The sequence below is a fragment of the Microvirga alba genome (assembly GCF_015694465.1).
GTDB classification, from domain to species: Bacteria; Pseudomonadota; Alphaproteobacteria; order Rhizobiales; family Beijerinckiaceae; genus Microvirga; species Microvirga alba.
In genome coordinates this window covers 223,845-247,502 of record NZ_JADQDO010000003.1, presented here as the reverse complement: position 1 = coordinate 247,502, position 23,658 = coordinate 223,845, and the positions used below count along the sequence as shown (strand labels likewise).

The 23,658-nt window shown below is 63.3% G+C and carries 15 protein-coding genes and 1 pseudogene; 10 read left to right on the top strand and 6 right to left on the bottom strand.

Translation table 11 applies throughout. The features are described from left to right. Positions 1-5 precede the first annotated feature (5 nt). The 7 genes and pseudogenes from recN to I2H38_RS09330 all read left to right on the top strand — a co-directional run bounded on the left by recN (position 6) and on the right by I2H38_RS09330 (position 8,176). Positions 6-1,679, top strand: coding sequence for a DNA repair protein RecN (gene recN, locus I2H38_RS09365; RefSeq protein WP_196271579.1), 1,674 nt, complete (start codon positions 6-8; stop codon positions 1,677-1,679). Positions 1,680-1,958: 279 nt separating this feature from the next. Continuing rightward, the gene (gene ligA, locus I2H38_RS09360) at positions 1,959-4,115 is read left to right on the top strand and encodes an NAD-dependent DNA ligase LigA (RefSeq protein ID WP_196271668.1); all 2,157 of its coding nucleotides are present in this window, start codon (positions 1,959-1,961) and stop codon (positions 4,113-4,115) included. A gap of 124 nt (positions 4,116-4,239) precedes the next feature. Next, entirely contained in the window at positions 4,240-6,075 is a 1,836-nt protein-coding gene (gene ilvD, locus I2H38_RS09355) for a dihydroxy-acid dehydratase (protein ID WP_196271578.1), read from the top strand. A gap of 162 nt (positions 6,076-6,237) precedes the next feature. Continuing rightward, positions 6,238-7,002, top strand: a pseudogene (locus I2H38_RS21490) (AraC family ligand binding domain-containing protein); the annotation flags it as partial. After that, positions 6,909-7,103, top strand: a complete 195-nt coding sequence (locus I2H38_RS21485; RefSeq protein ID WP_196271666.1) for an AraC family transcriptional regulator — start codon at positions 6,909-6,911, stop codon at positions 7,101-7,103. The pseudogene I2H38_RS21490 and the gene I2H38_RS21485, both read left to right, overlap by 94 nt. Before the next feature lie 66 nt (positions 7,104-7,169). Further along, positions 7,170-7,880: an AzlC family ABC transporter permease gene (locus tag I2H38_RS09335; RefSeq protein WP_196271577.1), complete on the top strand. Its 711-nt coding sequence runs from the start codon at positions 7,170-7,172 to the stop codon at positions 7,878-7,880. Next, a complete protein-coding gene (locus I2H38_RS09330; protein ID WP_196271576.1) occupies positions 7,877-8,176 on the top strand; it encodes an AzlD family protein in 300 nt (99 codons plus the stop codon). Before I2H38_RS09335 ends, I2H38_RS09330 begins: the two co-directional genes overlap by 4 nt. Here the strand turns inward: I2H38_RS09330 and I2H38_RS09325 are convergent. Beyond that, a complete protein-coding gene (locus tag I2H38_RS09325) occupies positions 8,173-9,993 on the bottom strand; it encodes an aminopeptidase P family protein (RefSeq protein WP_196271575.1) in 1,821 nt (606 codons plus the stop codon). The two genes, I2H38_RS09330 and I2H38_RS09325, sit on opposite strands and share 4 nt — an antisense overlap. 288 nt (positions 9,994-10,281) lie before the next feature. Here I2H38_RS09325 and I2H38_RS09320 point away from each other — a divergent pair, with 288 nt between their 5' ends. Next, entirely contained in the window at positions 10,282-10,506 is a 225-nt protein-coding gene (locus tag I2H38_RS09320) for a hypothetical protein (RefSeq protein ID WP_196271574.1), read from the top strand. A gap of 196 nt (positions 10,507-10,702) precedes the next feature. Here the strand turns inward: I2H38_RS09320 and I2H38_RS09315 are convergent, their stop codons facing one another. From I2H38_RS09315 to I2H38_RS09295, 5 genes are all read right to left on the bottom strand, one after another. Continuing rightward, positions 10,703-11,632 carry a 50S ribosomal protein L11 methyltransferase gene (locus I2H38_RS09315; RefSeq protein ID WP_196271573.1) on the bottom strand — a complete coding sequence of 310 codons (930 nt, stop codon included), beginning with the start codon at positions 11,630-11,632 and terminating at the stop codon, positions 10,703-10,705. Between the two features lie 44 nt (positions 11,633-11,676). Continuing rightward, positions 11,677-13,371, bottom strand: coding sequence for a sensor domain-containing diguanylate cyclase (locus I2H38_RS09310; protein WP_196271572.1), 1,695 nt, complete (start codon positions 13,369-13,371; stop codon positions 11,677-11,679). A gap of 201 nt (positions 13,372-13,572) precedes the next feature. After that, positions 13,573-14,838 (bottom strand): SAM-dependent methyltransferase, encoded by a 1,266-nt coding sequence (locus I2H38_RS09305; RefSeq protein WP_196271571.1) that lies wholly within the window; start codon positions 14,836-14,838, stop codon positions 13,573-13,575. A 295-nt stretch (positions 14,839-15,133) separates the two neighbouring features. Beyond that, a complete protein-coding gene (locus I2H38_RS09300) occupies positions 15,134-17,515 on the bottom strand; it encodes an ATP-dependent helicase (protein ID WP_196271570.1) in 2,382 nt (793 codons plus the stop codon). Between the two features lie 393 nt (positions 17,516-17,908). Further along, a complete protein-coding gene (locus I2H38_RS09295) occupies positions 17,909-18,451 on the bottom strand; it encodes a thioesterase family protein (protein ID WP_196271569.1) in 543 nt (180 codons plus the stop codon). A gap of 182 nt (positions 18,452-18,633) precedes the next feature. On the opposite strand from I2H38_RS09295, the gene I2H38_RS09290 reads away from it, so the two are divergent. Continuing rightward, on the top strand, positions 18,634-20,049 hold the full coding sequence (locus tag I2H38_RS09290; RefSeq protein WP_196271568.1) for an FAD-binding oxidoreductase: 1,416 nt from the start codon (positions 18,634-18,636) through the stop codon (positions 20,047-20,049). Positions 20,050-20,133: 84 nt separating this feature from the next. After that, complete coding sequence (locus I2H38_RS09285) at positions 20,134-23,646, top strand: AsmA family protein (RefSeq protein WP_196271567.1); 3,513 nt, start codon at positions 20,134-20,136, stop codon at positions 23,644-23,646. The last annotated feature ends 12 nt before the right edge of the window (positions 23,647-23,658 follow it).

Below are 23,658 nucleotides of genomic sequence, written 5' to 3'. Positions count from 1 at the left end.
CTCCCATGCTGATCCAGCTTGCGATTCGCGACATCGTTCTCATCGACAAGCTCGAACTTCATTTCGAGGAGGGACTAAGCGTGCTCACGGGTGAAACCGGAGCGGGCAAGTCCATTCTGCTCGATGCCTTCGCATTGGCGCTGGGCGGACGAGGCGACGGCAGCCTCGTTCGGCACGGCGAGGCCCAAGGCCAGATTACGGCGGTCTTCGACTGCCCCTTCGATCATCCGGCCCGGCGCATCGCGGCGGGCGCCGAGATCGATGTGGATGGCGACCTCATCCTCCGCCGGGTTCAGGTGGCGGACGGGCGCACCCGCGCCTTCGTCAACGATCAGCCCGTCAGCGTGCAGGTTCTGAAAGCCATCGGCGCGGCCCTCGTCGAAATTCACGGCCAGCATGACGATCGCGCCCTGGTCGATCCCGTCACCCATCGCGCCATCCTTGATGCTTTCGGCGGCCTCGCGGGCGAGGTTCAGACCGTCAGCGAGGCGGCGCGGCGTGTTCGCGATGCGCGCCAGGCTCTGCAGGATCACAAAAACCGCGTTGAGAAGGCACGCAAGGAAGCCGATTTTCTGCGGCACGCGGTGGAGGAACTGACGAAGCTTGCCCCGAAGGCTGGGGAGGAAGAGGCCCTCGCAGAACGTCGCGTGGTCATGATGCAATCGGAAAAGGTGGCGCAGGACCTGAACGAGGCCTTCGAGACCCTCGCCGGCAGCGCATCCCCGATTCCCGAATTGTCCGCCGCTCTGCGCAAACTCGAACGCCGCAGCGCTCAGGCTCCGGCTTTGGTCGATCCGAGCGTCAAGGCGTTGGATGCGGCCCTGGTCGCCATTGATGAGGCGCGCTCGGCTCTCGAAGAGGCGATTCGCGCCACGGAGTTCGATCCCCGCGATCTGGAACAGGTCGAGGAGCGTCTCTTCGCCCTCCGCGCGGCGGCCCGTAAATACGATGTGTCTGTCGATGAATTGGCCGCGTTGAAGCAGCGCTTCATCGAGGACGTGGCTGCCATCGATGCCGGTGAGGAAAAGCTCGGCGGTTTGGAAAGCGCGCTCAAGAACGCGGACAAGGCTTATATCGCAGCCGCCAAGAGCCTCTCCGCCGAACGGCGCAAGGCCGCCCAGGCGCTCGACGCCGCTGTGCAGGCCGAATTGCCGCCGCTCAAGCTGGAACGGGCGCGTTTCATCACCGAAATCCAGACCGATGAGGACAGCCGCGATCCCAATGGGTTCGAGCGCGTCGAATTCTGGGCCCAGACCAATCCCGGCACCCGTCCGGGTCCGCTGATGAAGGTGGCCTCGGGCGGCGAATTGTCACGCTTCATGCTGGCGCTCAAGGTGGTGCTCGCCGACAAGGGCTCCGCGCCGACCCTGGTCTTCGACGAAATCGACACAGGCGTTGGCGGTGCGGTGGCGGATGCCATCGGCCAGCGTCTCGCCCGCCTCGCGCAGCGCGTCCAGGTCATGGCGGTAACCCACGCGCCGCAGGTCGCCGCTCGTGCCGAGAGCCATTTCCTGATCGCCAAGGAAGGCGTGCACGGTTCCGACCGGGTCGCGACCCGCGTTCTCCCGCTCGACGACACGCCCCGCCGCGAGGAAATCGCGCGGATGCTGGCGGGCGCAACGATCACCGAGGAAGCGCGAGCGGCCGCGGCACGGCTGCTGGAGGCGACGCTGCTCTGAGAACCCCGGCGGGTGAGCACCTCGCGGATCGCGATTGAAGCCTGTCATTCCGGGGCCGCACAGCGGAGCCCGGAACCCATAAACACCCACACTTTCAGAATATCGCGGTATGCGCCGGTGCTTTATTCGGGACGCCCGCGTTTATGGGTTCCGGGTCTCGCTGACGCTCGCCCCGGAATGACGGAGGTCAGCGTTCTTCCTTCACGGCGCGCCATTACCGGCACTGGAGACTCTTGCGCCGCGCGCTATGGTTCACTCAACCTCATTCTCGATTCGACCATGGCTGCACACAGACACTCTTCCACCACGCCCGTTGACCAATTGACGCTCCGCCAGGCGCGCGCCGAACATGATGCGCTCGGTCAGGACATCGCGGAGCACGACAAGCGCTATTACGAGGAAGATGCGCCCTCGGTTTCCGATGCGGAATACGACGCGCTGCGCCAGCGCTACGAGGCATTGGAGGCGCAGTTCCCGGAACTGACCTCGGACGAGAGCCTCACGCAGAGGGTCGGCGCGAAGCCTTCCGAGAAATTCGCCAAGATCCGGCATCGCGTTCCGATGCTGTCGCTCGCGAACGCCTTCGCGGATGAGGATGTGGAAGATTTCGTCGAGCGCATCCGCCGCTTTCTTCAGATCAAGGCCGACGCGCCGCTCGCCTTCACCTCCGAGCCGAAGATCGATGGCCTGTCGCTGAGCCTGCGCTACGAGAATGGGAAACTCGTGAGCGCCGCCACGCGCGGCGATGGCGAGGAGGGCGAGGATGTCACGGTCAATGCACGCACCGTGCACGACATTCCGCATGAATTGCACGGTCCCGGCGTTCCCGAGATCTGCGAGGTCAGGGGCGAGGTCTATCTTTCGCATGCGGACTTTGCCGCCATCAACGAGCGCCAGGCGGCGGCGGGAAAGCCAATCTTCGCCAATCCGCGCAATGCAGCGGCGGGCAGCCTGCGCCAACTCGATCCGAAGATCACAGCCTCGCGACCATTGAAGTTCTTCGCCTATGCCTGGGGCGAAATGAGCGTCATGCCCGCCAAGACGCAGCATGGCATGATCGATCATTTCAAGGCTTATGGGTTCAAGACCAACCCGCTGACGCGGCGTCTTTCCAGCGTCGCGGAACTGCTCGAGCATTATCACGAGATCGAAACCGACCGTGCCAATCTCGGCTACGATATCGACGGCGTCGTCTACAAGGTGGACGATCTGAACTATCAGCAGCGGCTCGGTTTCGTCTCGCGCTCGCCGCGCTGGGCGCTGGCGCACAAGTTCCCGGCTCAAAAGGCCGTGACGGTGCTGGACGACATCGAGATCAATGTGGGCCGCACCGGCTCGCTCAACCCCATCGCGAAACTGAGGCCCGTGACGGTGGGCGGCGTGGTGGTCTCGAATGCGACCCTGCACAATGAAGATTACATTCGCGGCATCGGCGGCAACGGGGAGCCCATCCGCAACGGCGTCGATATCCGCATCGGCGACACGGTGGTGGTGCTGCGCGCGGGCGACGTGATCCCGAAAGTGCTCGACGTGGTGCTCGACAAGCGCCCACCGGATTCGAAGCCTTATGTGTTCCCCACCATCTGTCCCGCCTGCGGCAGCCACGCGGTGCGCGAGGTCAATCCGCGGACGGGACGGGAGGATTCCGTTCGTCGTTGCACGGGCGGCCTCATCTGCCCGGCGCAGGCTCGCGAGCGCTTGAAGCACTTCGTCTCCCGCAACGCCTTCGACATTGAAGGGCTCGGCTGGCAGCGCATCGAGGAGCTTTACGACGACGATCTGATCAAAAGCCCGCAGGACATTTTTACACTCGAAGCTCGCAACGAACGCAGCCTGAAACGTCTCGAGAACAAGGAGGGGTGGGGCGCGACGAGCGTCCGCAATCTCTTCGCCGCCATCGCCGAGCGCCGGACGGTTCCGTTGAACCGGTTCATCTTCGCGCTTGGTATTCCGCATGTGGGTGAGACGTCGGCCAAATTGCTGGCGCGTCATTTCGGCACCTTCGAGGCTTTGCGAGAAGCGGCCAAGCAAGCCGCGGATACGACATCGGAAGCCCACGCGGATTTGACCTCCATCGGCGGCATCGGGCCGGTGGTGGCGGAGGCCATCGTCGAGTTCTTCAAGGAGAAGCACAACGAGGACATGCTCGACGCGCTGCTGGTGGAGGTGACGGCGGTGCCGATCGAAGCGGCCACGTCCGACTCTCCCGTTGCGGGCAAGACCGTGGTGTTCACCGGCTCCCTGGAGCAGATGACCCGCGAGGAGGCCAAGGCCATGGCCGAGCGTCTGGGAGCCAAGGTCGCAGGCTCCGTGTCGAAGAAGACTGATATCGTGGTCGCTGGGCCGGGGGCGGGTTCGAAGCTCGCCAAGGCTGCGGAGTTCGGCGTTCAGGTCATGGACGAGGATGGCTGGTTCGCGCTCGTGGGGCGGACCTAGGCTCAGGACCGATTGATTTCTCTGGAACGCCTGAGCCTATGGCATCGGGCGGCGCAAAGGTTTACTCAAGCCCAATGATCCTGCTCTGGTTCAGAGCGAAATGTAAGTGAAAGACGACAGCCCAATGCCAGCTTATCGTTCAAGAACCACTACACATGGCCGCAACATGGCTGGTGCCCGCGGCCTTTGGCGTGCGACCGGGGTGAAGGACGGCGATTTCGGCAAGCCCATCATTGCCGTGGTCAATTCCTTTACCCAATTCGTTCCCGGCCATGTCCATTTGAAAGACCTCGGCCAGCTCGTCGCGCGGGAGATCGAGGCGGCAGGCGGCATCGCGAAAGAGTTCAACACCATCGCGGTGGATGACGGCATCGCCATGGGGCATGACGGCATGCTCTATTCGCTGCCGTCGCGTGAGATCATCGCCGACAGCGTCGAGTACATGGTCAATGCCCATTGTGCCGATGCCATGGTCTGCATCTCGAACTGCGACAAGATCACCCCCGGCATGCTCAACGCGGCGATGCGGCTGAACATCCCCGCCGTCTTCGTCTCGGGCGGACCGATGGAGGCCGGCAAGGTCGTTCTGCATGGCAAGACGCATGCGCTGGATCTCGTAGATGCCATGGTCGCCGCTGCGGATGAGAATGTCTCGGATGCCGATGTGCAGATCATTGAGCGCTCGGCCTGCCCGACCTGTGGTTCGTGCTCGGGCATGTTCACGGCGAATTCGATGAACTGCCTGACCGAGGCTCTGGGCCTGTCGCTGCCCGGCAACGGGTCGATCCTTGCCACCCATGCGGACCGCAAGCGGCTGTTCGTTGAGGCAGGCCATCTCATCGTAGACATTGCCAAGCGCTATTACGAACAGAACGACGCTTCGGTTCTGCCGCGCAGCGTGGCGAACAAGCGGGCTTTCGAGAATGCCATGTCGCTTGACATCGCCATGGGTGGCTCCACCAACACGGTGCTGCATATCCTTGCCGCCGCGCATGAGGGTGGGATCGACTTCACCATGGACGACATCGACGCGATGTCGCGCAAGGTGCCCTGTCTGTCGAAGGTCGCCCCGGCCAAGCAGGACGTGCATATGGAGGACGTCCATCGCGCCGGGGGCATCATGGCGATCCTTGGCCAACTGGAGGCGGGAGGGCTGATCCATCGCGATACGCCGACGGTCCACGCGCCCACTCTGGGTGAGGCGATCGACCGCTGGGCCATCGACCGCACGCAAAGCGAGAGCGTGCGCAAGTTCTTCAAGGCAGCTCCGGGCGGCATTCCGACCCAGACCGCCTTCAGTCAGGAGGCCCGCTGGGACGAGTTGGACCTCGATCGCGAAAAGGGTGTGATCCGTTCGGTGCAGCATCCCTTCTCGAAGGATGGCGGCCTGGCGGTGCTGAAGGGCAATATCGCGCTGGATGGCTGCATCGTGAAAACCGCAGGGGTGGATGAATCCATCCTGAAATTCACGGGCCCGGCCGTGGTCTATGAGAGTCAGGACGCCGCCGTGAAAGGCATCCTTGGCCGGGAGGTCAAGGCAGGCGACGTGGTGGTGATCCGATACGAAGGCCCCAAAGGCGGGCCGGGGATGCAGGAGATGCTTTACCCGACCAGCTATCTCAAATCGCGGGGCCTCGGCAAAGCCTGCGCGCTGATCACGGACGGGCGGTTCTCGGGCGGCACGTCGGGGCTTTCCATCGGCCATGCCTCGCCCGAGGCAGCGCAGGGCGGAGCGATAGGCCTGGTGCGCAACGGCGACATCATCGAAATCGACATTCCCAATCGGACGATCAACCTTGCACTTTCCGATGAGGAACTGGCGGCGCGCCGCGCCGAACAGGACAAGCTCGGCTGGAATCCCGCAGCCCCGCGCGAGCGCAATGTGACCACGGCGCTGAAGGCCTATGCCGCCTTCGCCTCTTCCGCCGACAGGGGCGCGGTCCGCATCCTGCCGGAATGATCTGCTCGGTTGCGGAGCCCGGCTGACGGGCTCCGCTGCCTGCCGGCTTGCCTGACCCTCCCGAATGCGGCGCGGGGCGCTGACAAGCTGGCTGTCCCACCTCTTCAGGTAGGCGCACTCCTATACAAGACTTGTCGCCGCCGATGTGGCATTGTTGCGGCAATGACAATGGTGGCTCCCGAGGATTCGCTCGATCCCGGTTTGAAGGGATACGGCGACGAGACATTTTTTTGGCGAGTGCCGCGCCATCACGGCCTCGGTTGCCTGCGCGCGACCTTCCGCCGGCACAGCTACGCGCGCCACACCCATGAAACCTATGCAATCGCCGCCGTCCTTTCGGGGTGCGAGACCTTTTTTCACCGCGGCGAGCAGCATTATGTGTAGGCCGGCTCCATCGCCATCGTCTGCCCGGACGAGATCCATGACGGCGAACCCTATGGCGGCGGATTCGTATATCGGACCCTTTATCCCTCGCAGGAGCTGATGAGGGAAATTGCCGAGGACATCGTGGGCCGTCCGCTCTCCCGCCCGCCCTGGTTCCCGCAATCGGTCATCGTCGATCCCGACCTCGCGTGTGCTCTTGCCGAGCTTCACGCGTGCCTGGGCCACGACAATGTCTGGACCTGCGAGATGGAGCAGGACACGCGGCTCGTCGCGTTTCTTGCAGGCTTGATTGCCCGTTGGGCCGATGTCGATGGGTTGCCCCCGGTTCGCTATGAATCCAAGGGCATCGTGCGCGTCCGCGATTATCTCGAGGCGAATCTAGGCCAGGAGGCCGAGCTGGCGGAGCTTGCCAAGCTCGCCGGGTTGTCGCGCAGCCATTTCATTCGCGCATTCCAGCGGGAAACGGGTCTGACCCCACACGCCTACCTGATCGACCGGCGTTTCCGAGCCGCAAGCCGGTTGTTGGGGCGCGGCGACGCGCCGGGCGATGTAGCAGCGCCTGCGGCTTCTTTGACCAGAGCCACCTCAACCGCGTGTTCAAGGCGCGGATGGGCGTGACGCCGGGTGTTTTTCGCACGGCCTGAAACCGCACTTTCATCCAAGACGGCTCCTCGTCCTTTGCCCATAAGGCCGGCAAAGCGAGTAAGAGCATGGATCAAGCAAACCCACATTCCGGTGCGTACGGGCGCGAGGCGCGGGCCGGCCTGCGCGATATCGCGCCTGCGGCCATCGCGGCCATTCCCATCGGTCTGCTTTTCGGTGCAGTCGCCGCCGCCAAGGGCCTGACCCCGGCCGAGGTCGGGTTGATGTCGGCGCTGGTCTTCGCGGGTGGTGCGCAATTTGCCGCCATCGAGGCTTGGGTTCATCCCGCACCCATCGCCGCTTTGGCTTTCGCGACCTTTCTCATCAACGTGCGCCACGTGCTGATGGGAGCATCGCTCGGACCCAAAATCAGAATGACGACGCTGGAGAAATTCCTCTCGTTTTTCTTCATGACCGACGAATCCTGGGCGCTTTCCGAGCGGCGCGCGCTCGACCGTCCGGTAACCGGCGCTTATTGGGCGGCGATGGTGGCGGCGCTCTATGCCAACTGGCTCGCCTCCACGACCTTGGGTGCGGTGCTCGGCTCGTTTCTCGGCGATCCCGCGCGGCTTGGGGCGGATTTTGCCTTTACAGCCCTCTTCATCGGACTGATCGCGGGTTTCGGGCGAAGCCGTGTGACGCTCGTGACGGTCGCGGTCAGCGCGGCGGTTGCCGCGCTGGTTCATCGCTTCATCGGCGCGCCCTGGCATGTGGCGTCGGGCGCGTTGGCAGGGATCGCCGCTGCCTATCTCGCCGCCGGTAGGGGCGCACGTTCATGACCATCGATACAACGACTCTTCTCGCCATCATCGCCATGGCGGTGGTGACCTATTTCACCCGCATCGCCGGGCTTTTCGTCGCCAACCGTCTGGTTCTCAGGGGTCGGGCGAAGGCCGCGTTCGACGCGATTCCGCCCGCCGTGCTGGTGGCAGTCATTGCGCCGACAGCGCTGACGACCGGATGGGCGGAAGCCATCGCGGCCGCCATCACGGCTGCCGCGGCGTTTCGGCTTCCGCTGCTCGGGACGGTGGCGGTCGGCGTGGTCTCCGTCGTCCTGCTGCGCGGTGTCTTTTAGCCGATCGGGCGGGTCGCTTCCTCAAGCCAGGTGCGGGTTTCAGCATCGAGCTTTGACGAGAGTTTTTCGCGCACCTGCGCATGATAGGCATTGAGCCACGCGATCTCGCCAGCCGTCATGATGGACGGTTCGACGAGGCGCAGATCGATGGGGGAGAAGGTGAGGGTTTCGAAGCCCATCATCTCGCGGTCGCCGCCCGCGATCTTGCGGGGTTCGACGAGGATGAGATTCTCGATGCGAATGCCGTAGTCGCCCCGCTTGTAGAAACCCGGTTCGTTGGACAGCATCATGCCGATTTCCAGTGGCGTGGTGCCGGTCTTGGCGATGCGTTGCGGCCCTTCATGCACCGACAGATAGCTGCCGATACCGTGGCCCGTGCCGTGGTCGAAATCGAGACCCGCCTGCCAAAGCGGCTGGCGGGCGAAGGAATCGATCTGTGCGCCGGTCGTGCCCTTTGGGAATACCGCCTGGTCGATGGCGATGTGGCCTTTCAGGACGCGGGTGAAGCGATCCTTCATCTCGGCTGAGGGTTCGCCGACGATGATGGTGCGGGTGATGTCCGTGGTGCCGTCTTCGTATTGCGCGCCGGAATCGATCAGGAAAATCTGGTTGTTCTCGATAGGCCGGTTGCTGGAGCGCGTAACGCGGTAATGGGGCAGGGCGGCGTTGGGACCTGCGCCAGAAATGCTTGGGAACGAGACATTCTTCAGTGCACCGGTCTCGACCCGGAATGCTTCCAACGCTTCGACCGCGTCGATTTCGGTCAAAGCGCCTTTCGGCGCTTCCTTGTCGAGCCAAGCCAGGAAGCGGGCGACGGCGATGCCGTCTCGCAAATGAGCCGCGTGGGAGCCGGCGATCTCCGCCTGGTTCTTGACCGCCTTCATCAGTGCAATCGGATCAGCGCCCACATCGACCTTGCCGCCAGCCGCTTCGATGCGCCGGGCGAGGGCGACGGCACCGGTCGTGGAATCGATGCGAATCTTGCCCCCCTCATGCCCGAGCCTGTCGAGCGCGCCCGGGAACGCACTGATCTCGACGAAATGCGCGAGGTCGCCGACGGCTGCGCCGGCCTCGTTCGTGATCTTGGCCGGATCGAAGAAGAGGCTTGCCGGACCCTCAGCGGGAATGATCGCGTAACCGAGAGGCAGGGGGGTGTGGCCCACATCGCCGCCGCGCAGGTTGAAGGCCCAGGCAAGATTGTGAGGATCCGACACCACGATGGCATCGAGCTTCGCCTCAGTCATTTTCTTGCGGATGCGCGTAAGTTTGGAGCGGGCGTCTTCGCCCGCATACTCGATCGGATGGGGCCGGACCGGAGCCTGCGGCGGGGCAGGGCGGTCAATCCAGATCACATCGATCAGATTGAGGTCGACGGGAGCGAGCTGGCCGCCTGCGCGGGTCACCGCCTGCTCCAGCCGCTTCAAGCCGTCGTTCGTGAGCAGCCATGGATCATAGGCCAGCACCGTCCCGACGGGCAGATTGGCTGCGATCCAATCCTCTGCCGACATCTCGGCCAACTGAACCGGCGTGATGACGGAGGTATCCACCTGTTCGGCCGCCTGCACCGTGTAGCGCCCATCGACGACGAGGGCTGCCTTGTGCTGGAGCACGACGACTGTTCCGGCCGAGCCGGTGAAGCCCGTTAGCCAGGCAAGCCGCTCGGCGCTCTTCGGAACATACTCGCCCTGGTGCTCGTCGGCGCGTGGCACCACGAAGCCCTCGAAGCCGCGGCGTATGAGTTCGGTTCGCAATTTCGCAATGCGCGCCGGGCCTTGAGACGGGGAGGTGGTGTCGTCGAAGTGCTGGAAGAGGGCCATTCTGAAAATAACCAGGGGTCAGTGATGGGAAGGGCGACACGCTAGGCGCGTGAGCTCACGGCTGCAACTGTCATGGTGTGCCCGCGGCTGCTGCGCTGGAGGCTTTCTGCCTCATCCTTATGCGCCGAGCGCCTCGTGCTTGAGCTTTACTGAAAGAGAATTGCAAAAGGGACATGGGTCTCATGCCTGCCAAGCTCTGCCGGAAAAGGTTAGAATGGCTTACCTTCCTAGGAACAATAAACGAGGAACGCTGAAGGGTCTTCATACCAACCTGTTGGAGATGGACCCATGACCACAGCCGTTTTTACCCCCGCCCTTGCGCGCGGCATGCAGACCTCTTTCGACGCTTCGAGCCTGTTCAAGCGCATCGTCAACGCCCTCGTCGAAAGCCGCATCAGAAGAGTCGAGATCGAGCTGCGCCGCCATGAAGCGCTCATCGAGGATCTCTGCCGCCGGCAGGACCATTCATCCCGCTTCCTCAGACAGGACGATGTCCTGCCTTTCAAGATCTAACACGGGAGAACAGCCACCATGATCGTTGCTGTCATGAAAGCATTGCGCGAGATCTGCGTCGAAACCTTTGAGCTTCGGCAGATGCTGTCCCGGCGCTATCCACAAGTCGGGATCGACTAGAGCATGCTCAGAACAAGTGGAAACCGGTTGTGCGCCCGGATCACTCGATCAGGGTCCAAAGAGACATGATCAAGCTCTAAGACAATTTCCGGCGGGGCCGCGGATGCGCGCCGCCCCGCTTCATCACCAGAGCCGCCCAGCCCTCCAGGTCGTAGCGCCGCTGAAGATGCCAGCCTTGCGCGTCATAGGCAGAGAGCACCCCGGGAACATCGCGGCCGAGCAGTCCCGACAGGATCAGCGTTCCATCATTGGCCGCGACATGCGCCAAAGACGGCGCGAGAACCCGCAACGGCTTTGCCAGGATGTTGGCGAAGATCAGGTCGAAATGGCCGGGGCGATTGGCGTCTGCATGGCGGACGCCGGGGCCGACATAGAGCTTCATCCACGATCCGATGCCGTTGAGCCGCGCATTCTCGCGCGCGACTCGTACCGCCACCGGGTCGATATCGCCCGCAACCACCGTCCGTTTGAGGATCTTCGCGGCTGCAAAGGCCAGGATCCCCGTGCCGGTGCCGACATCGAGGACGTGGCGCGGAGTGCGCAGCTTCAGCTCATCGACGAAGGCGAGAAGGCAGCTCTTGGTGGTGCCGTGATGACCCGTGCCGAAGGCCAGCGCGGCCTCGATCTCGATGGCGATGTCGTTCGGGCGGCGCTGGTCGCGGTCGTGCGACCCGTGAACGAGCACGCGCCCGGCCCGCACGGGTTTCAGCCCCTCGAGCGAGGACTTGACCCAATCCTGTTGCTCAAGCGGCAGAAACACGCCCTTGTCCGCCTCGGTCCCGACGATGGGACGGAGCAGGTCGCGGATGGCGGCCTCGTCCGGCTGGCGGGCGAAATAGGCCTCGAGCATCCACGGCCCGTCATCCTCGGTTTCGAAGGCGGCCACGGCCGTCTCGGCGGGATCGAAAATCTCGCCGATCAACTCCGTCATGGCGCGCGCGGAGCGGCCGTCGGTGGTGATCCGGAAGACATGGGTCGGTCGGTTGGGGTGCAGTCCTTCAAGCATGGCATCCGCTTATCACTGCTCGCGCCGGAGGTCACCCATTTGCGTCAGGCGGCGGATGTGGCCAATTGCAATTGCAACCCATCGATGACGGCCCGGTTTCGGCCTCCGGCCTTGGCTTGATAGAGCGCCGTGTCCGCGCGCTCGATGATATCCTGGAGGTCGCGGTCGCTGTCGCGTACGATACCGCCGCCCACGCTTGCGGTGACGGAGAGCCAGTTCCCGCCGTGCAGCGTCGAGGTTGTCTCGATGGCGCGGCGGAGTTTTTGCGCGACCGCCATGATGTCGTCCCGGGCGATATCGCCGACGAGAACGATAAACTCCTCGCCGCCGAACCGGGCCACCCTGTCGGTTGGCCGCAATGCCCTCTTCATGGCCTGGCCTACAGTCCGGATGACGTCGTCACCCGCGCCATGGCCGTAGGTATCGTTGACGGTCTTGAAGAAATCCAGGTCGATAATCAACACCGCGAAGCTGGTCCCCCGGCGCTTGAACGCCTCGAAGGCCTGGGTGCCGAGGAGGTCGAAGCCGCGACGATTGAGCAGGCCCGACAAGGGGTCGGTTTCGGCGAGGTGCCTGAGGGCGGTGATGTCTTTCTCATGCTTCGAGGAGGCCTCGGCAACGCGCTGCTCGGCCATGCCCGCGCGCCTCAGAAGCGAGCGAAGCGCGGCGGAGAGGCGCACGATTTCCGCCGAACCGCCCGCCCGGGGCAGGTCCGTGATCTCCGGGTCGCGGCCGATCTGATCGGCTGCATCGATGATGGCCTGCAAGGGCCTGGCGACCCCTCGCGCGATGCCGAGCGCGCAGATGAGACCGACGCAGGCAACAGCTCCCCCAAGAAGCAGGATGGTCCACACGAGTCCGCGCGCGACCCCGAATGCGGTCTTGTCCGGTTGGCGGGAGATGACGATCCAATTAAGGCCGGGATACTCGCGGTAGCCCGGTGCAACCGCAAAGCCGGTCAGAATAGGCTCTTCGCCGGTCGTGTCCTCGAAGGCGCCGTTTCGCTCTTGGCGAATCGCTTCGACCTGATGTTCGGAGAATAGCTTTCGACCGGGCTCGCGGCCCAGAAGAACGGTCCCGTTTCCGGAGAGAATCCAAACCGATTTGCCTCGCTTCGCCGCGGGGTCTGCGAAAAGCGCGCGCCGTCGCTCTCTCGCCCAAGACCAGTTCAGATGGGCTCCAAGAACGCCGATGAGTTTGCCGCTCTCGTCGCGCACCGGCATCGCGATGTCGAGGAAGCGGGTCGGCTCATCGTTGGGGGCCGGAGGGAGCAGATTCGCCAGGAGCGCGGCCTCGTGGAGGTCACCCACCATGGGAGCCTTGATGCCGCTCTGAAACCACGGCCGCCCTTGGACCGATTGGCCCTCAAGCATGCCGCGCGTTGCTGCCCGCACGGTCCCGTCGGCGGTGGCAAAGCCAATCCAAGCATAGTCGGTGAACGATTCTTGGAGCTGCTCGAGAAGCTGTCGGGTCTTGGCGGGGTCGCTTGTCCAAACCTGCTGCAGAAGCCGCATCTCGGCGATGTTCCGGATCTCCCTGAAGCGTTCCTGCATGCCTCGATCGAGGATGGACGCCATGGTCAACGCGGTCTCGGCCGCATCCTGCATGACGATTTCCCGGGTCCGCTGCTGCGCGATGTAGGCCGCGCCGATGGCTGCGGCGGAAACCAGCGCGATGCAAAGAAGACCTACCAGAATGGTGATCTGCCGTCGCAAAGACAGGTTCCGCATGATCGCCATGGCCGTTCCCCAGGGTCTGCTCCCGGAAAATCTTGGCACGCGGTCCTTTGCTGAAGCTTTCGGCGCGTCTTCCGAGATTTTCCTAATCTTGCGGGTCTTAACTCGACATTCCCTAAGGTCAACTAAAGATTTGTGTTACCGGTTTTTCATGCCGAGCGGGAGCTCTCAGCAGAAAGGCCTTCGGCTCGGTTGGAATAATGCTTAGGCGGGCGTCAGCTCCGTGTGGTTCAGCGCTTTAAGTCGTTGAGTTTCCTTGGACTTGTATTCGCGCTGCAGGTCGGTCACGTAGTCGCGCACGATCGGCGCGGCGTCGCGCTTGCGGGCGAGCTGCATGTGAAACACGAGCTGGCTGCCGGTCCGGAACATCGTCTCCGCACTGATGAGATAAAATTCGAACATGCGGCAGAAGCGTTCGTCATACATGGCGGCGATCTTCGCGCGGTTGGCCTCGAAGCGGCGATGCCAGTGGTTGAGCGTCTTCGCGTAGTGAAGGCGCAGGATTTCCAGGTCCGTCACCCAAAGACTTGCCTGTTCCACCACCGGAAAGACTTCCGAAAGGGCCGGGGAATAGGCACCCGGAAAGATGTACTTTCTAAGCCATGGGCTAGCCGTGCCGGGCGGGCTCATCTTGCCGATGGAATGCAGCACCATCAGCCCGTCATCGTCGAGGAGCGCGTTGATCTTGGCGAAGAACTCTCCGTAGTGATGAACGCCCACATGTTCGAACATGCCGACCGAGATGATGCGGTCGAAGCGTTGTTCGACATTTCGATAGTCGATCAGCTCGAAGCGGACCCGGTGGGAAAGCCCGGCACGCCGCGCCTTCTCGTTGGAGAGCGCGTGCTGCTCCTTCGAGAGCGTGACGCCGGTCACATCCACATCCTCCGTTGCAGCGAGATAGAGCGCGAGATCGCCCCAGCCGCTGCCGATGTCGAGGATCTTCAATCCTGGTTTCAGCTGAAGTTTCGAAGCAATGAGACGAAGCTTGTTCTGCTGCGCTTCTTCGAGCGTATCGTCATCGCTTGTGAAATAGGCGCAGGAATACTGCATGCCCTCGTCGAGGAAGAGTTTGTAGAACTCATTCCCGAGATCGTAGTGATGCGCGACGTTCTTCTGCGCCTTGCCGACAGGGTTCGCCTGCTGGAACCGCTTCAGATTTCGCGAGATGGCCTTGAGCACGCTCTGGAGCGGATAATTGGCGAGCGTCGAGCGGTTCATCGAGAAGAGGGTCAGGAAATCCCCGATCGTCGAACCGTCCTCGAAGCTCATGCGGCCATCCATATAGGCCTCGCCCGCATGCAGTTCCGGATTGAGGAAGAGTTTGTGATAGAGAGAGCGATCGGAAAGCCGCATTGTGACGGTTGGGCTCGGCGTGCCCGAAAAGACATGCATCCTGCCCTCCGCATCGATGACTTTCAGCGTGCCCGTGCGGACGAAGGCTTTCAGCATGTGGGATAGGGGGAACATCACAACCTCGGGATACGTTTCCTATGAGGCAGGATGGTTTCACAGTTGCAGGCACGTGGCTAGTAGGCGACCTTAGACGAGCATTGTCCCTTGGTCGGACGAACGCCAGCGTGTCATTCAGGCCGCGCAGCGGAGGCCGGAGCCCATGCCAGCCGGCAGAAAAAAGCAAAGTGTCCCAACCCGATGCGTCTTTTTCGGGAGCTGCCAGCCCTTGTGGTTCTCGCTGGCGTTCGCTTCGGAATGACCGCGTGGGGGTGGCGAGCTGCGCCGCCAGTTCAAAGGGCTTGGTTGGACCTTACCCCAATTGCTCCACGAAACTATCCAGCACCATCTTGCGCCCGGCCTTGTCGAACTCGACGGTAAGCTTGTTGCCGTCGATGGCTTCCACGGTGCCGGGGCCGAATTTGGAATGCAGGACGCGAGCGCCGACGGAGAAAGCCGAGGCTGCGCCGGTGGATTTCGCCACCAACTCGCCTTCGATCAGCATAGGGCTGCGGCGGTCGCCTGAGCCGCGCGCCGAATAACCGCTGCCGCTTGCAGTGTTGGCGCGATGGGCCTGTGCCCGTTGCCAGCCCGGCGTCTGATAGGACGAGCCGCTGAAGGGCGCCATGCGGTCGAAGCGGGAGCCTCCGCCGAAGCCGCCTTGCGAGAAATTCGCGGGGGCCTCGACGATCTCCACGCTCGCCTCGGGTAGATCGTCGACGAAGCGGCTCGGAACGGTGGAGTTCCAGAGACCGTGGATGCGCCGGTTCGACGCGAAGTAGATTTTGGCCATACGGCGCGCGCGGGTCAGGCCCACATGGGCGAGGCGGCGCTCTTCCTCCAGGCCTGCGCGGCCGCTCTCGTCAAGCGCCCGCTGGTTGGGAAATAGGCCCTCTTCCCAGCCGGGCAGGAAGACCGTGTTGAATTCGAGCCCCTTGGCCGCGTGAAGGGTCATCAGGCTGACACGCTCCGTCGTGTCGGTTTCGTTCGCCTCCATGACCAGCGAGACATGTTCGAGGAAGCTTTGCAGATCGGGGAATTCCTCCATGGAGCGCACGAGCTCCTTGAGATTTTCCAATCGTCCCGCCGCATCCGCCGATTTGTCCTTCTGCCACATGTCGGTGTAGCCGGATTCCTCGAGCACGATCTGCGCCACTTCCGACTGGGTCATCGTCTCCGACAGTTTCGCCCAGCGGCCAAAGGAGATGAGAAGATCGCGAAGCGCGCCGCGCGGCTTCGGCTTCAACTCGTCGGTCTCGACGATGAAGCGGGCGGCTTCCGTCAGGGGCACGCGGGCGGCGCGAGCGTGGTTGTGCAAAACCTGGATCGTCGCGTCACCGAGGCCGCGTTTCGGCACGTTGACGATGCGCTCGAAAGCCAGATCGTCGGCCGGTTGGTTCACGACTCGAAGATAGGCGAGTGCGTCGCGGATTTCGGCGCGCTCATAGAAACGCAGGCCGCCGATGACGCGATAGGGCACACCGACGTTCGCGAGCCGATCTTCGATCTCGCGCATCTGCGCGGAAATCCTGACCAGAATTGCGATCTCGGAAAGAGGATGGCGCTTGGAATGCAGCGCCTCGATCTCCTCGCCGATCAGGCGGGCCTCGTCCTCCGAGTCCCACGCGCCGGTGATCGTCACCTTTTCGCCCGGCTCGTCCTCTGTGCGCAACGTCTTGCCCAGGCGTCCCTGGTTCTTGGCGATCAGGAAGGAGGCAGCGGCAAGGATGTGGCCGGTCGAGCGGTAGTTGCGCTCCAGCCGGACCACGGTCGCACCGGGAAAATCGTGTTCGAAGCGCAGGATGTTGTCGACCTCGGCCCCGCGCCAGCCATAAATCGACTGATCGTCATCGCCGACGCAGCAGAGATTTTTCCGCGCCTGGGCGAGCAGGCGCAGCCAGAGATATTGCGCGACGTTGGTGTCCTGATACTCGTCCACCAGCATGTAGCGGAAACGGTCCTGGTATTGCTGCAGGATGTCCGGATGCTCGCGCCACAGGCGCAGGCATTCCAGCAGCAGGTCGCCGAAATCGGCTGCGTTCAAAACCTTCAGCCGGTCCTGATAGGCTGTGTAAAGCTTGCCACCCTTGCCGTTCGCGAAGGCTCCCGCTTCTCCACCCGGTATCTGGGCGGGGCCCAAGCCCCGGTTCTTCCAGCCGTCGATGAGGGAGGCGAGCTGTCGCGCCGGCCAGCGCTTTTCATCGATGCCCTCCGCTTCGAGGACCTGTTTCATCAGGCGCAACTGGTCGTCGGTGCCGAGAATTGTGAAATCGGAGCGCAGGCCCACAAGCTCCGCGTGGCGGCGCAGGATCTTGGTGCCGATGGAGTGGAACGTGCCGAGCCATTGCATGCCCTCGGCCACCGGGCCGATGAGGGAGGCGACGCGCTCGCGCATCTCCCGCGCCGCCTTGTTGGTGAAGGTGACGGCAAGGATGTCGAAGGGCCTAGCCTTGCCGGTCGCGATCAGGTGGGCGATGCGGGTGGTCAGCACGCGGGTCTTGCCGGTGCCGGCGCCTGCGAGCACCAGAACGGGGCCTTCCGTGGCCTCCACGGCGGCGCGCTGTTCCGGGTTCAGGCCGGACAGATAGGGTGATTGCGGGGCCACCGCCGCACGGGCGCGAGCGCTCAAGGAGCCGGATGCGGGCTCGTGCGTCAGGTCGTCCTGCGGCTCGGGTCTGGACTCAGGCTGATTCATCGGCGCGACCATGGATCAAAAGGCGAACGGCGTCGAGGGTGGAATGGCGGCAAACCCGCCGCATGGGGAATCTCATTGAATGGATATTCCGCTCATTCCATATGGTAGCTGTTCGCCTCTAGAGGGATGTCCGATGCGTATAATGGTGGCGGCCGCCATTTTCATGAGTATCCTCCTGCCCGTTCAAGCGCAGGAGCAACTGCCCAGAACCAGCCCCTCCGAGCGGCACGTGCGGGGCATCAACCGATCCTTGCAACAGGAGGACCGGTTTCGTGGTCTTGAGCAGCAATATCAGATCGACCGGAACCAGCTTAGGCAGAATTTGGATCGCCAGCAGACCTTCTCGAATCCTTCGCCGCGGATCCGCAACTGCCCGCCAGGATCCGTTGGCTGTTAGTGGCGCGTGCCGGAGACCAGTAAGGGTTCGTTGATCCCGGCTTTGTTCGGAATGCCGATCACGCGGCCGAGCACCGGAGGTTTCGCGAGGCGGCCATGGGCCGCTTTCATGACTGCGAGATTAGCCATGATGTCGTCCGGGAATGGAGCGACCTTGCGCGCCCGCATGTCCATGTGGAGGGAAAGTCCCTCCGAGGTCGCCGCCACCCAGCCTTCCGTCGCATGGCGGATTTCCAGGTAGAAATGAACACGCTTCTCGTCGAAATCGACAAGCTGAAGCGTCACGCGCACCGGATCGCCCGCCTTCAGCTCCCGCTTGTAGAGGGTATGGGTTTCCGCCGCGAAGAACGAACCCTTGCGCTCTTCGAGATAATCCTGTCCCAGCCCGACAAGGCTGAAGCCTTCTTCTACCGCCTTATCGAAAAGAACATGGTAATAGGCCATGTTCATGTGGCCGTTATAGTCAATCCAGGCGGGGGCTACCGCCATCGTCGAGGAGACGAAGGGCGCGAAGAAAAAGATCGGGGCCCGCTTCTCCATGGTCAGCGCTCGCTCCCCATTCCGGTCATGACGTCACCAATCCCTCGCTCAACGTGAAACATTAGATCATGTTCGGCGGCTATGCATAAGGGTGTGATCGAGTTTGTCATGTAGAGTGTTGTCTTTGCAACGCTTTTGGTAGCTATGGTTCATCCAAGATCTCAGCGAGACCTGAAACATTTATGAACGCCCTTCATTCCTCCGCCCGCTCGAAGCCGACTGACGCCGTTATCGCCTCGCTCTCGGCGGAGCTTTCCGGGCGCTACGGCGATCGGGTCGTCACCTCGGTCGCCGTTCGTGAGCAGCACGGACACTCACTGACCTGGGTGAAGAACCAACCGCCGGATCTCGTGGTCTATCCGCGAACGACGGAGGAGGTCTCCGACATCGTCAAGCTCTGCGCGGCGCATGAAGTTCCGGTCATTCCCTTCGGCGCGGGCACATCACTGGAGGGACACATCAACGCACCCTTCGGCGGGGTTTCGGTGGACGTAAGCCTGATGAAGCGAATCGTCGCGGTCCACGACGAGGACCTGGATTGTGTCGTTGAGCCCGGCGTGACGCGCAAGGAGTTGAACGAGTCCTTACGCGACAAGGGCCTGTTCTTCCCCATCGATCCCGGCGCGGACGCCTCCATCGGCGGCATGGTCGCGACGCGGGCGTCGGGCACGAACGCGGTCCGCTACGGCACGATGAAGGACGTGGTGCTCTCGCTGACGGTCGTTTTGCCGGACGGCGAGGTCATGAAGACGGCAAGCCGTGCGAAGAAGAGCTCGGCAGGCTACGACCTGACCCATCTTTTCATCGGTTCCGAGGGGACGCTCGGCATCATCACCGAAATCACCCTGAAGCTTCACGGCATACCGGAGGCGATTTCTGCGGGCATCTGCCCGTTCCCGTCGGTCAAGGCTGCTTGCGATGCGGTCATCATGACGATCCAGTCCGGCATCCCTGTCGCGCGCATTGAGCTTCTCGACGAGGTGCAGGTGAGGGCGGTAAACCTGCATTCCAAGCTCACCCTTCCGGAGAGCCCGCTTTTGCTTCTGGAATTTCACGGCTCCGAGGCCGGTGTGAAGGAGCAGGCCGAGCGTTTCGGCGAGATCGCGGCCGAATTCGACGGCGGCCCCTTCGAGTGGGCAACGAAACCGGAGGATCGCTCGCGGCTCTGGCAGGCCCGCCATGATGCGTATTGGGCCGCGAGGGGTTTGAGGCCGGGCGCGCAATCCGTCGCGACGGATGTCTGCGTCCCCATCTCGCGCCTTGCCGAGTGCGTCGATGAGACCAAGCGTGACATTTTGGAGAGTGGATTGATCGCGCCTATTGTCGGGCACGTCGGCGACGGTAATTTCCATGTTCAGCCGCTCGTCGATACGGACGATCCGGCGGAGGTTGCAGTTTGCGAGGCTTTCGTCGATCGGCTGGTGCGCCGGGCTCTGGCCATGGAGGGCACCTGCACGGGCGAGCATGGGGTTGGTCAGAAAAAGATGAAATACCTCGAGATCGAACATGGAACGGCGGCTCTTGCCCTTATGCGCATCTTGAAACAGGCGGTTGACCCACGCAACATCATGAATCCGGGCAAGATCGTTGCGCTTTGACAGTGGACGGATCTGTCTGCGCGCTCCCGCTAACCTTGTCGTTCAGCTAAACAACTGGCGACGAACCGGAGAAAAGGCTGCCTCTTGCGCGATATTCTGACGATCATCGCAGCCGTCGTGATCTTGATCCTCACGATCGCGGTTGCCGCACCGCCCTTCATCGACTGGGAGGCCCATCGCGGCGCCATCGATCAGATCATTTCGCGCGCCTCGGGTACGGAAGCCCAGACGCGAGGACGGATCGGCGTTCGTCTGCTGCCATCCCCCAAGATCCGCGTCGAACACCTGACCCTGGCCGGAAAAACGGAGCAATCGCCTAGCCTCACGGCTGATCTCGTGTGGGCAGAAATGGCTCTGACACCGCTTTTGCGGGGCGAGGTGCGGTTTACCCAGACCCGCATCGGCCGGGTCGATCTCCGCGTGCCGGTCTCGTCCGATGGTGGCTGGCGGCTGCCGCCCGACCTGTTGTCCGGTCATGGCCGAGGGCGCGAATGGGCCATCGACAGCCTGGCCGTGGCGCATTTCTTCGTGACCACCCAAATGCCGAGCACCGGCCGCACGGATCAGGTCTATGCCGAGAATGTGCGGATCGAGGGACAGAGGCTGATTGGCCCCTGGCGGATCGAGGGCCAGACCGCCGGGGTGCCGTTTCGCCTCGTCACGGGAGAGTTGACCCCGGAAAAGACAATCCAGGTCAAGCTCGCGGGTGGCGGCGACATCCACCCGCGCTTCGACGTGGACGCGAAGGTGGCTCTCGATGGCAACGTCGTGGAGCCGAACATCTCCGGCAAGGCCAAGATCCTGCTCGGGCCGCCCGCGCAGGTGGCGGCGGCGGGCATTCCCATCCCCATCGTCATCGAAACGCAGTTCAAGACCGAGGCCGGAAACCTCGCCCTCGACCCGGTCAGCGTCGAGGCCGGGGAGGGGGGAGCGAGCCTGCGCATGACGGGGGAGGGAAGCGTCCGGCTGAAAGACCCCCATGTGAGCCTCAAGCTGGAAGGACGGCGGCTCGACGCGGACAGCTTCATCCTCTCGTCCAACGGTCAGGACTTCATGACGCGGCTTCAGCAATGGAGCCTCCCCTCGACCGCCTTTCCCGTCGACCTCGACCTCAAGATCGATAGCATCGGCCTCGGCCAGGAGGACCTGTCGAACGCTACGCTGCGCATGACGCTTCAAGGTGGGCGAGCCCGGATGGACCGGATCGAGTTTAAGGCGCCAGGCGACACCCGGGTCGCCGTGGAAGGCGAGTTCGGCTCGAAGGTTCAAGGCGGCATCACCGGCAAGGTGGCCCTTGCCTCGAATGCCTCCGACCGTTTGGCGCGCTACCTCAACCGCATCAACATCCACTCGCCATTTTTAAGAATTCTCGATGGGCGTCCCTTCGAAGTCTCGTCCGACGTCGCCGTGGTGAGCCCCGTCCTGTCCTTCAACAAGATGCGGGTGAAGACGGGTGACGCGGTGATGACCGGAAACCTGCGCTATACCGCGCCGGAGGCCGACGCTCGCGCCAAGTTGGAGGCGCAGGTCGGCATCCAGAATCTGAACCTCGATCAATTGCCGCGGGTTTCCAGCATCTTCGAGACGACGAAGAACATGGATGTCGGGTTCATTCTCGACGCGCGCGGCGTCAGCGCCGGCAAGAATTCCGGAAACGGGCGCATATCAGCCCGTGTCCTCTCCGATGGTCCCGCCTTGCTGGTTGAGACCCTCGACATCGTGGACCTCGCAGGAGCCAATGCGCGCGTGAGCGGACGTATCGCCCCCGACGGCTCGGGCCGGATCGCCGGCAAGGTGACCGCGCAGCGAGCCGCGCCCTTGGTCGATTTGTTGGGGAGCGTCTGGATCGGGGGTATTTCCAAGCTGGTACCATCGTTCCTCCGAGAGGGGGCGCTCGATCTGGATGTGGTGACCGAGCGCGTGGGCGCGGTTCCCGATCTCTCGCGGCAACGCTTCCGCACGACCGCGAAGGGAACCGCCGCGGGCGGTACGTTCGAGGGGCGGGTCGACTCAGCCGATGGGCGGACCGAGAATCTCAATGTGAATCTCGCCACCGACAAGACGGGACGCTGGGTGAACCGGCCGAATGTGCCGGGTCTCGACCGTCCATCCAGGGTTGACCTTCGCGGCACGCGGATCAGCTCCGGCCTTTTCAGCATGACCATCGGCGGTGATTTGGGCGGCGTCCAGGTGACGACCAATCGTCCGTTCTCCCTGACCGCTGACGACGATGTGGTCGATAGCGGCGAGGCCGAACTTGTCACGTCCGATTTGACGCCGTTCCTCGCCCTGCTGGGTGAAGGCATAGCCGGCGCTTCGCCTGCTCCCGCGAGGGCGCGGGTCACACTGGGTCGGGAGCGGGATGCGACCCTTTTCGACCTCGCGGGACAAATTGCCGGCAACCCGCTTCAAGGACGTCTGTCGGCCCGTTCGCGTTCGGAGATCGGCGGCGAGATTTCGGTCGAGAAGCTGTCTTTGCCATGGCTTGTCAGGACGCTGGCGCTGAACGCTCCCGCGGGCGACGGCAACGCGGCAGCGCTCTGGTCTACCGCCCATTTCGGTGAGCCTTCGCGTCTGGTCAGCGGTGGCCAGGTGGTCTTCCGGGCGGCGAGTCTCGATCTCGGACGGGGCATTGCGGGGACACGCGCGAACTTCACCCTCGAAGCGTTGTCGGACGGCATTGCCATCAAGGGCCTCGAGGCGGCGCTTGGCAACGGACGGTTGTCGGGTTCCGCCACCATCACACGTCAGGGCGGCCTCGCCACGATCGTCGGGGATGGGGCGCTTCGCGATGTGCCTCTGTGGACTCTCGTCGGCCCCACGCCTTTCGATGCCACCCTCTCAGGCCCTCTGAAGTTCGGCACGGCTGCCGAGACGGTGTCGGGGCTGATCGCCAATCTCGGCGCGGCCGGTGACTGGCGCGTGACGGGTCTTCGAGTTCCGACCGCCGATCCGTCGGCTTTCGACCGGGCGCTGAAACGGGCGCTGGCCGACAACGACCCGCTTGGCGAAGGCAGGGCGGAAACGATCGTCGGAAATGAGCTCGGCCGTGCCTCCCTGGCGGCTCCGGTTATCACGACTTCGGCTTCGGTGGTCGGCGGCGCGTTGCGATTGTCCCCCTTCGTCGTCGAGAGTGGGCCCGCCGTTTGGCAGGGCGCGGTCACCTACGATCTAAAAAACCTGACTTTCGAAACGCGGGGGTCCCTGACCGCAAAGGCATCGCCCCCCGGCTGGACCGGCGCGCCGCCATCCATAGGCTTGAACTGGCGCGGTTCACTCGGCGCCCCCACCCGCGAGGTCGACGCCAGTCCGTTCCGTAACGGCCTGGCCGCCATCGTGCTCAGGCGCGAGCTGGAAAAGATCGAGGCTTTCGAGAAAGCTGCCGCCGAGCGTCAGCGCCAGCTTCAGGCGCAGGAGGCGGAGCGCCAGCGGGCCAAGGCTGCGGCGGAGGAAGCGGCGCGTCTTCAGGCTCAACAGCAGACCAGCGAGCCTGAACCTGTGCCGGAGCAGCAGCCGTCGTCCTTTGTCATGCCCCCGATGTCCCAACCTCTGGATCTAAGGCCGCCTTCGTCAATTCAGGGGCGTCCAGGCGGGTAGACTTCGTTCAGG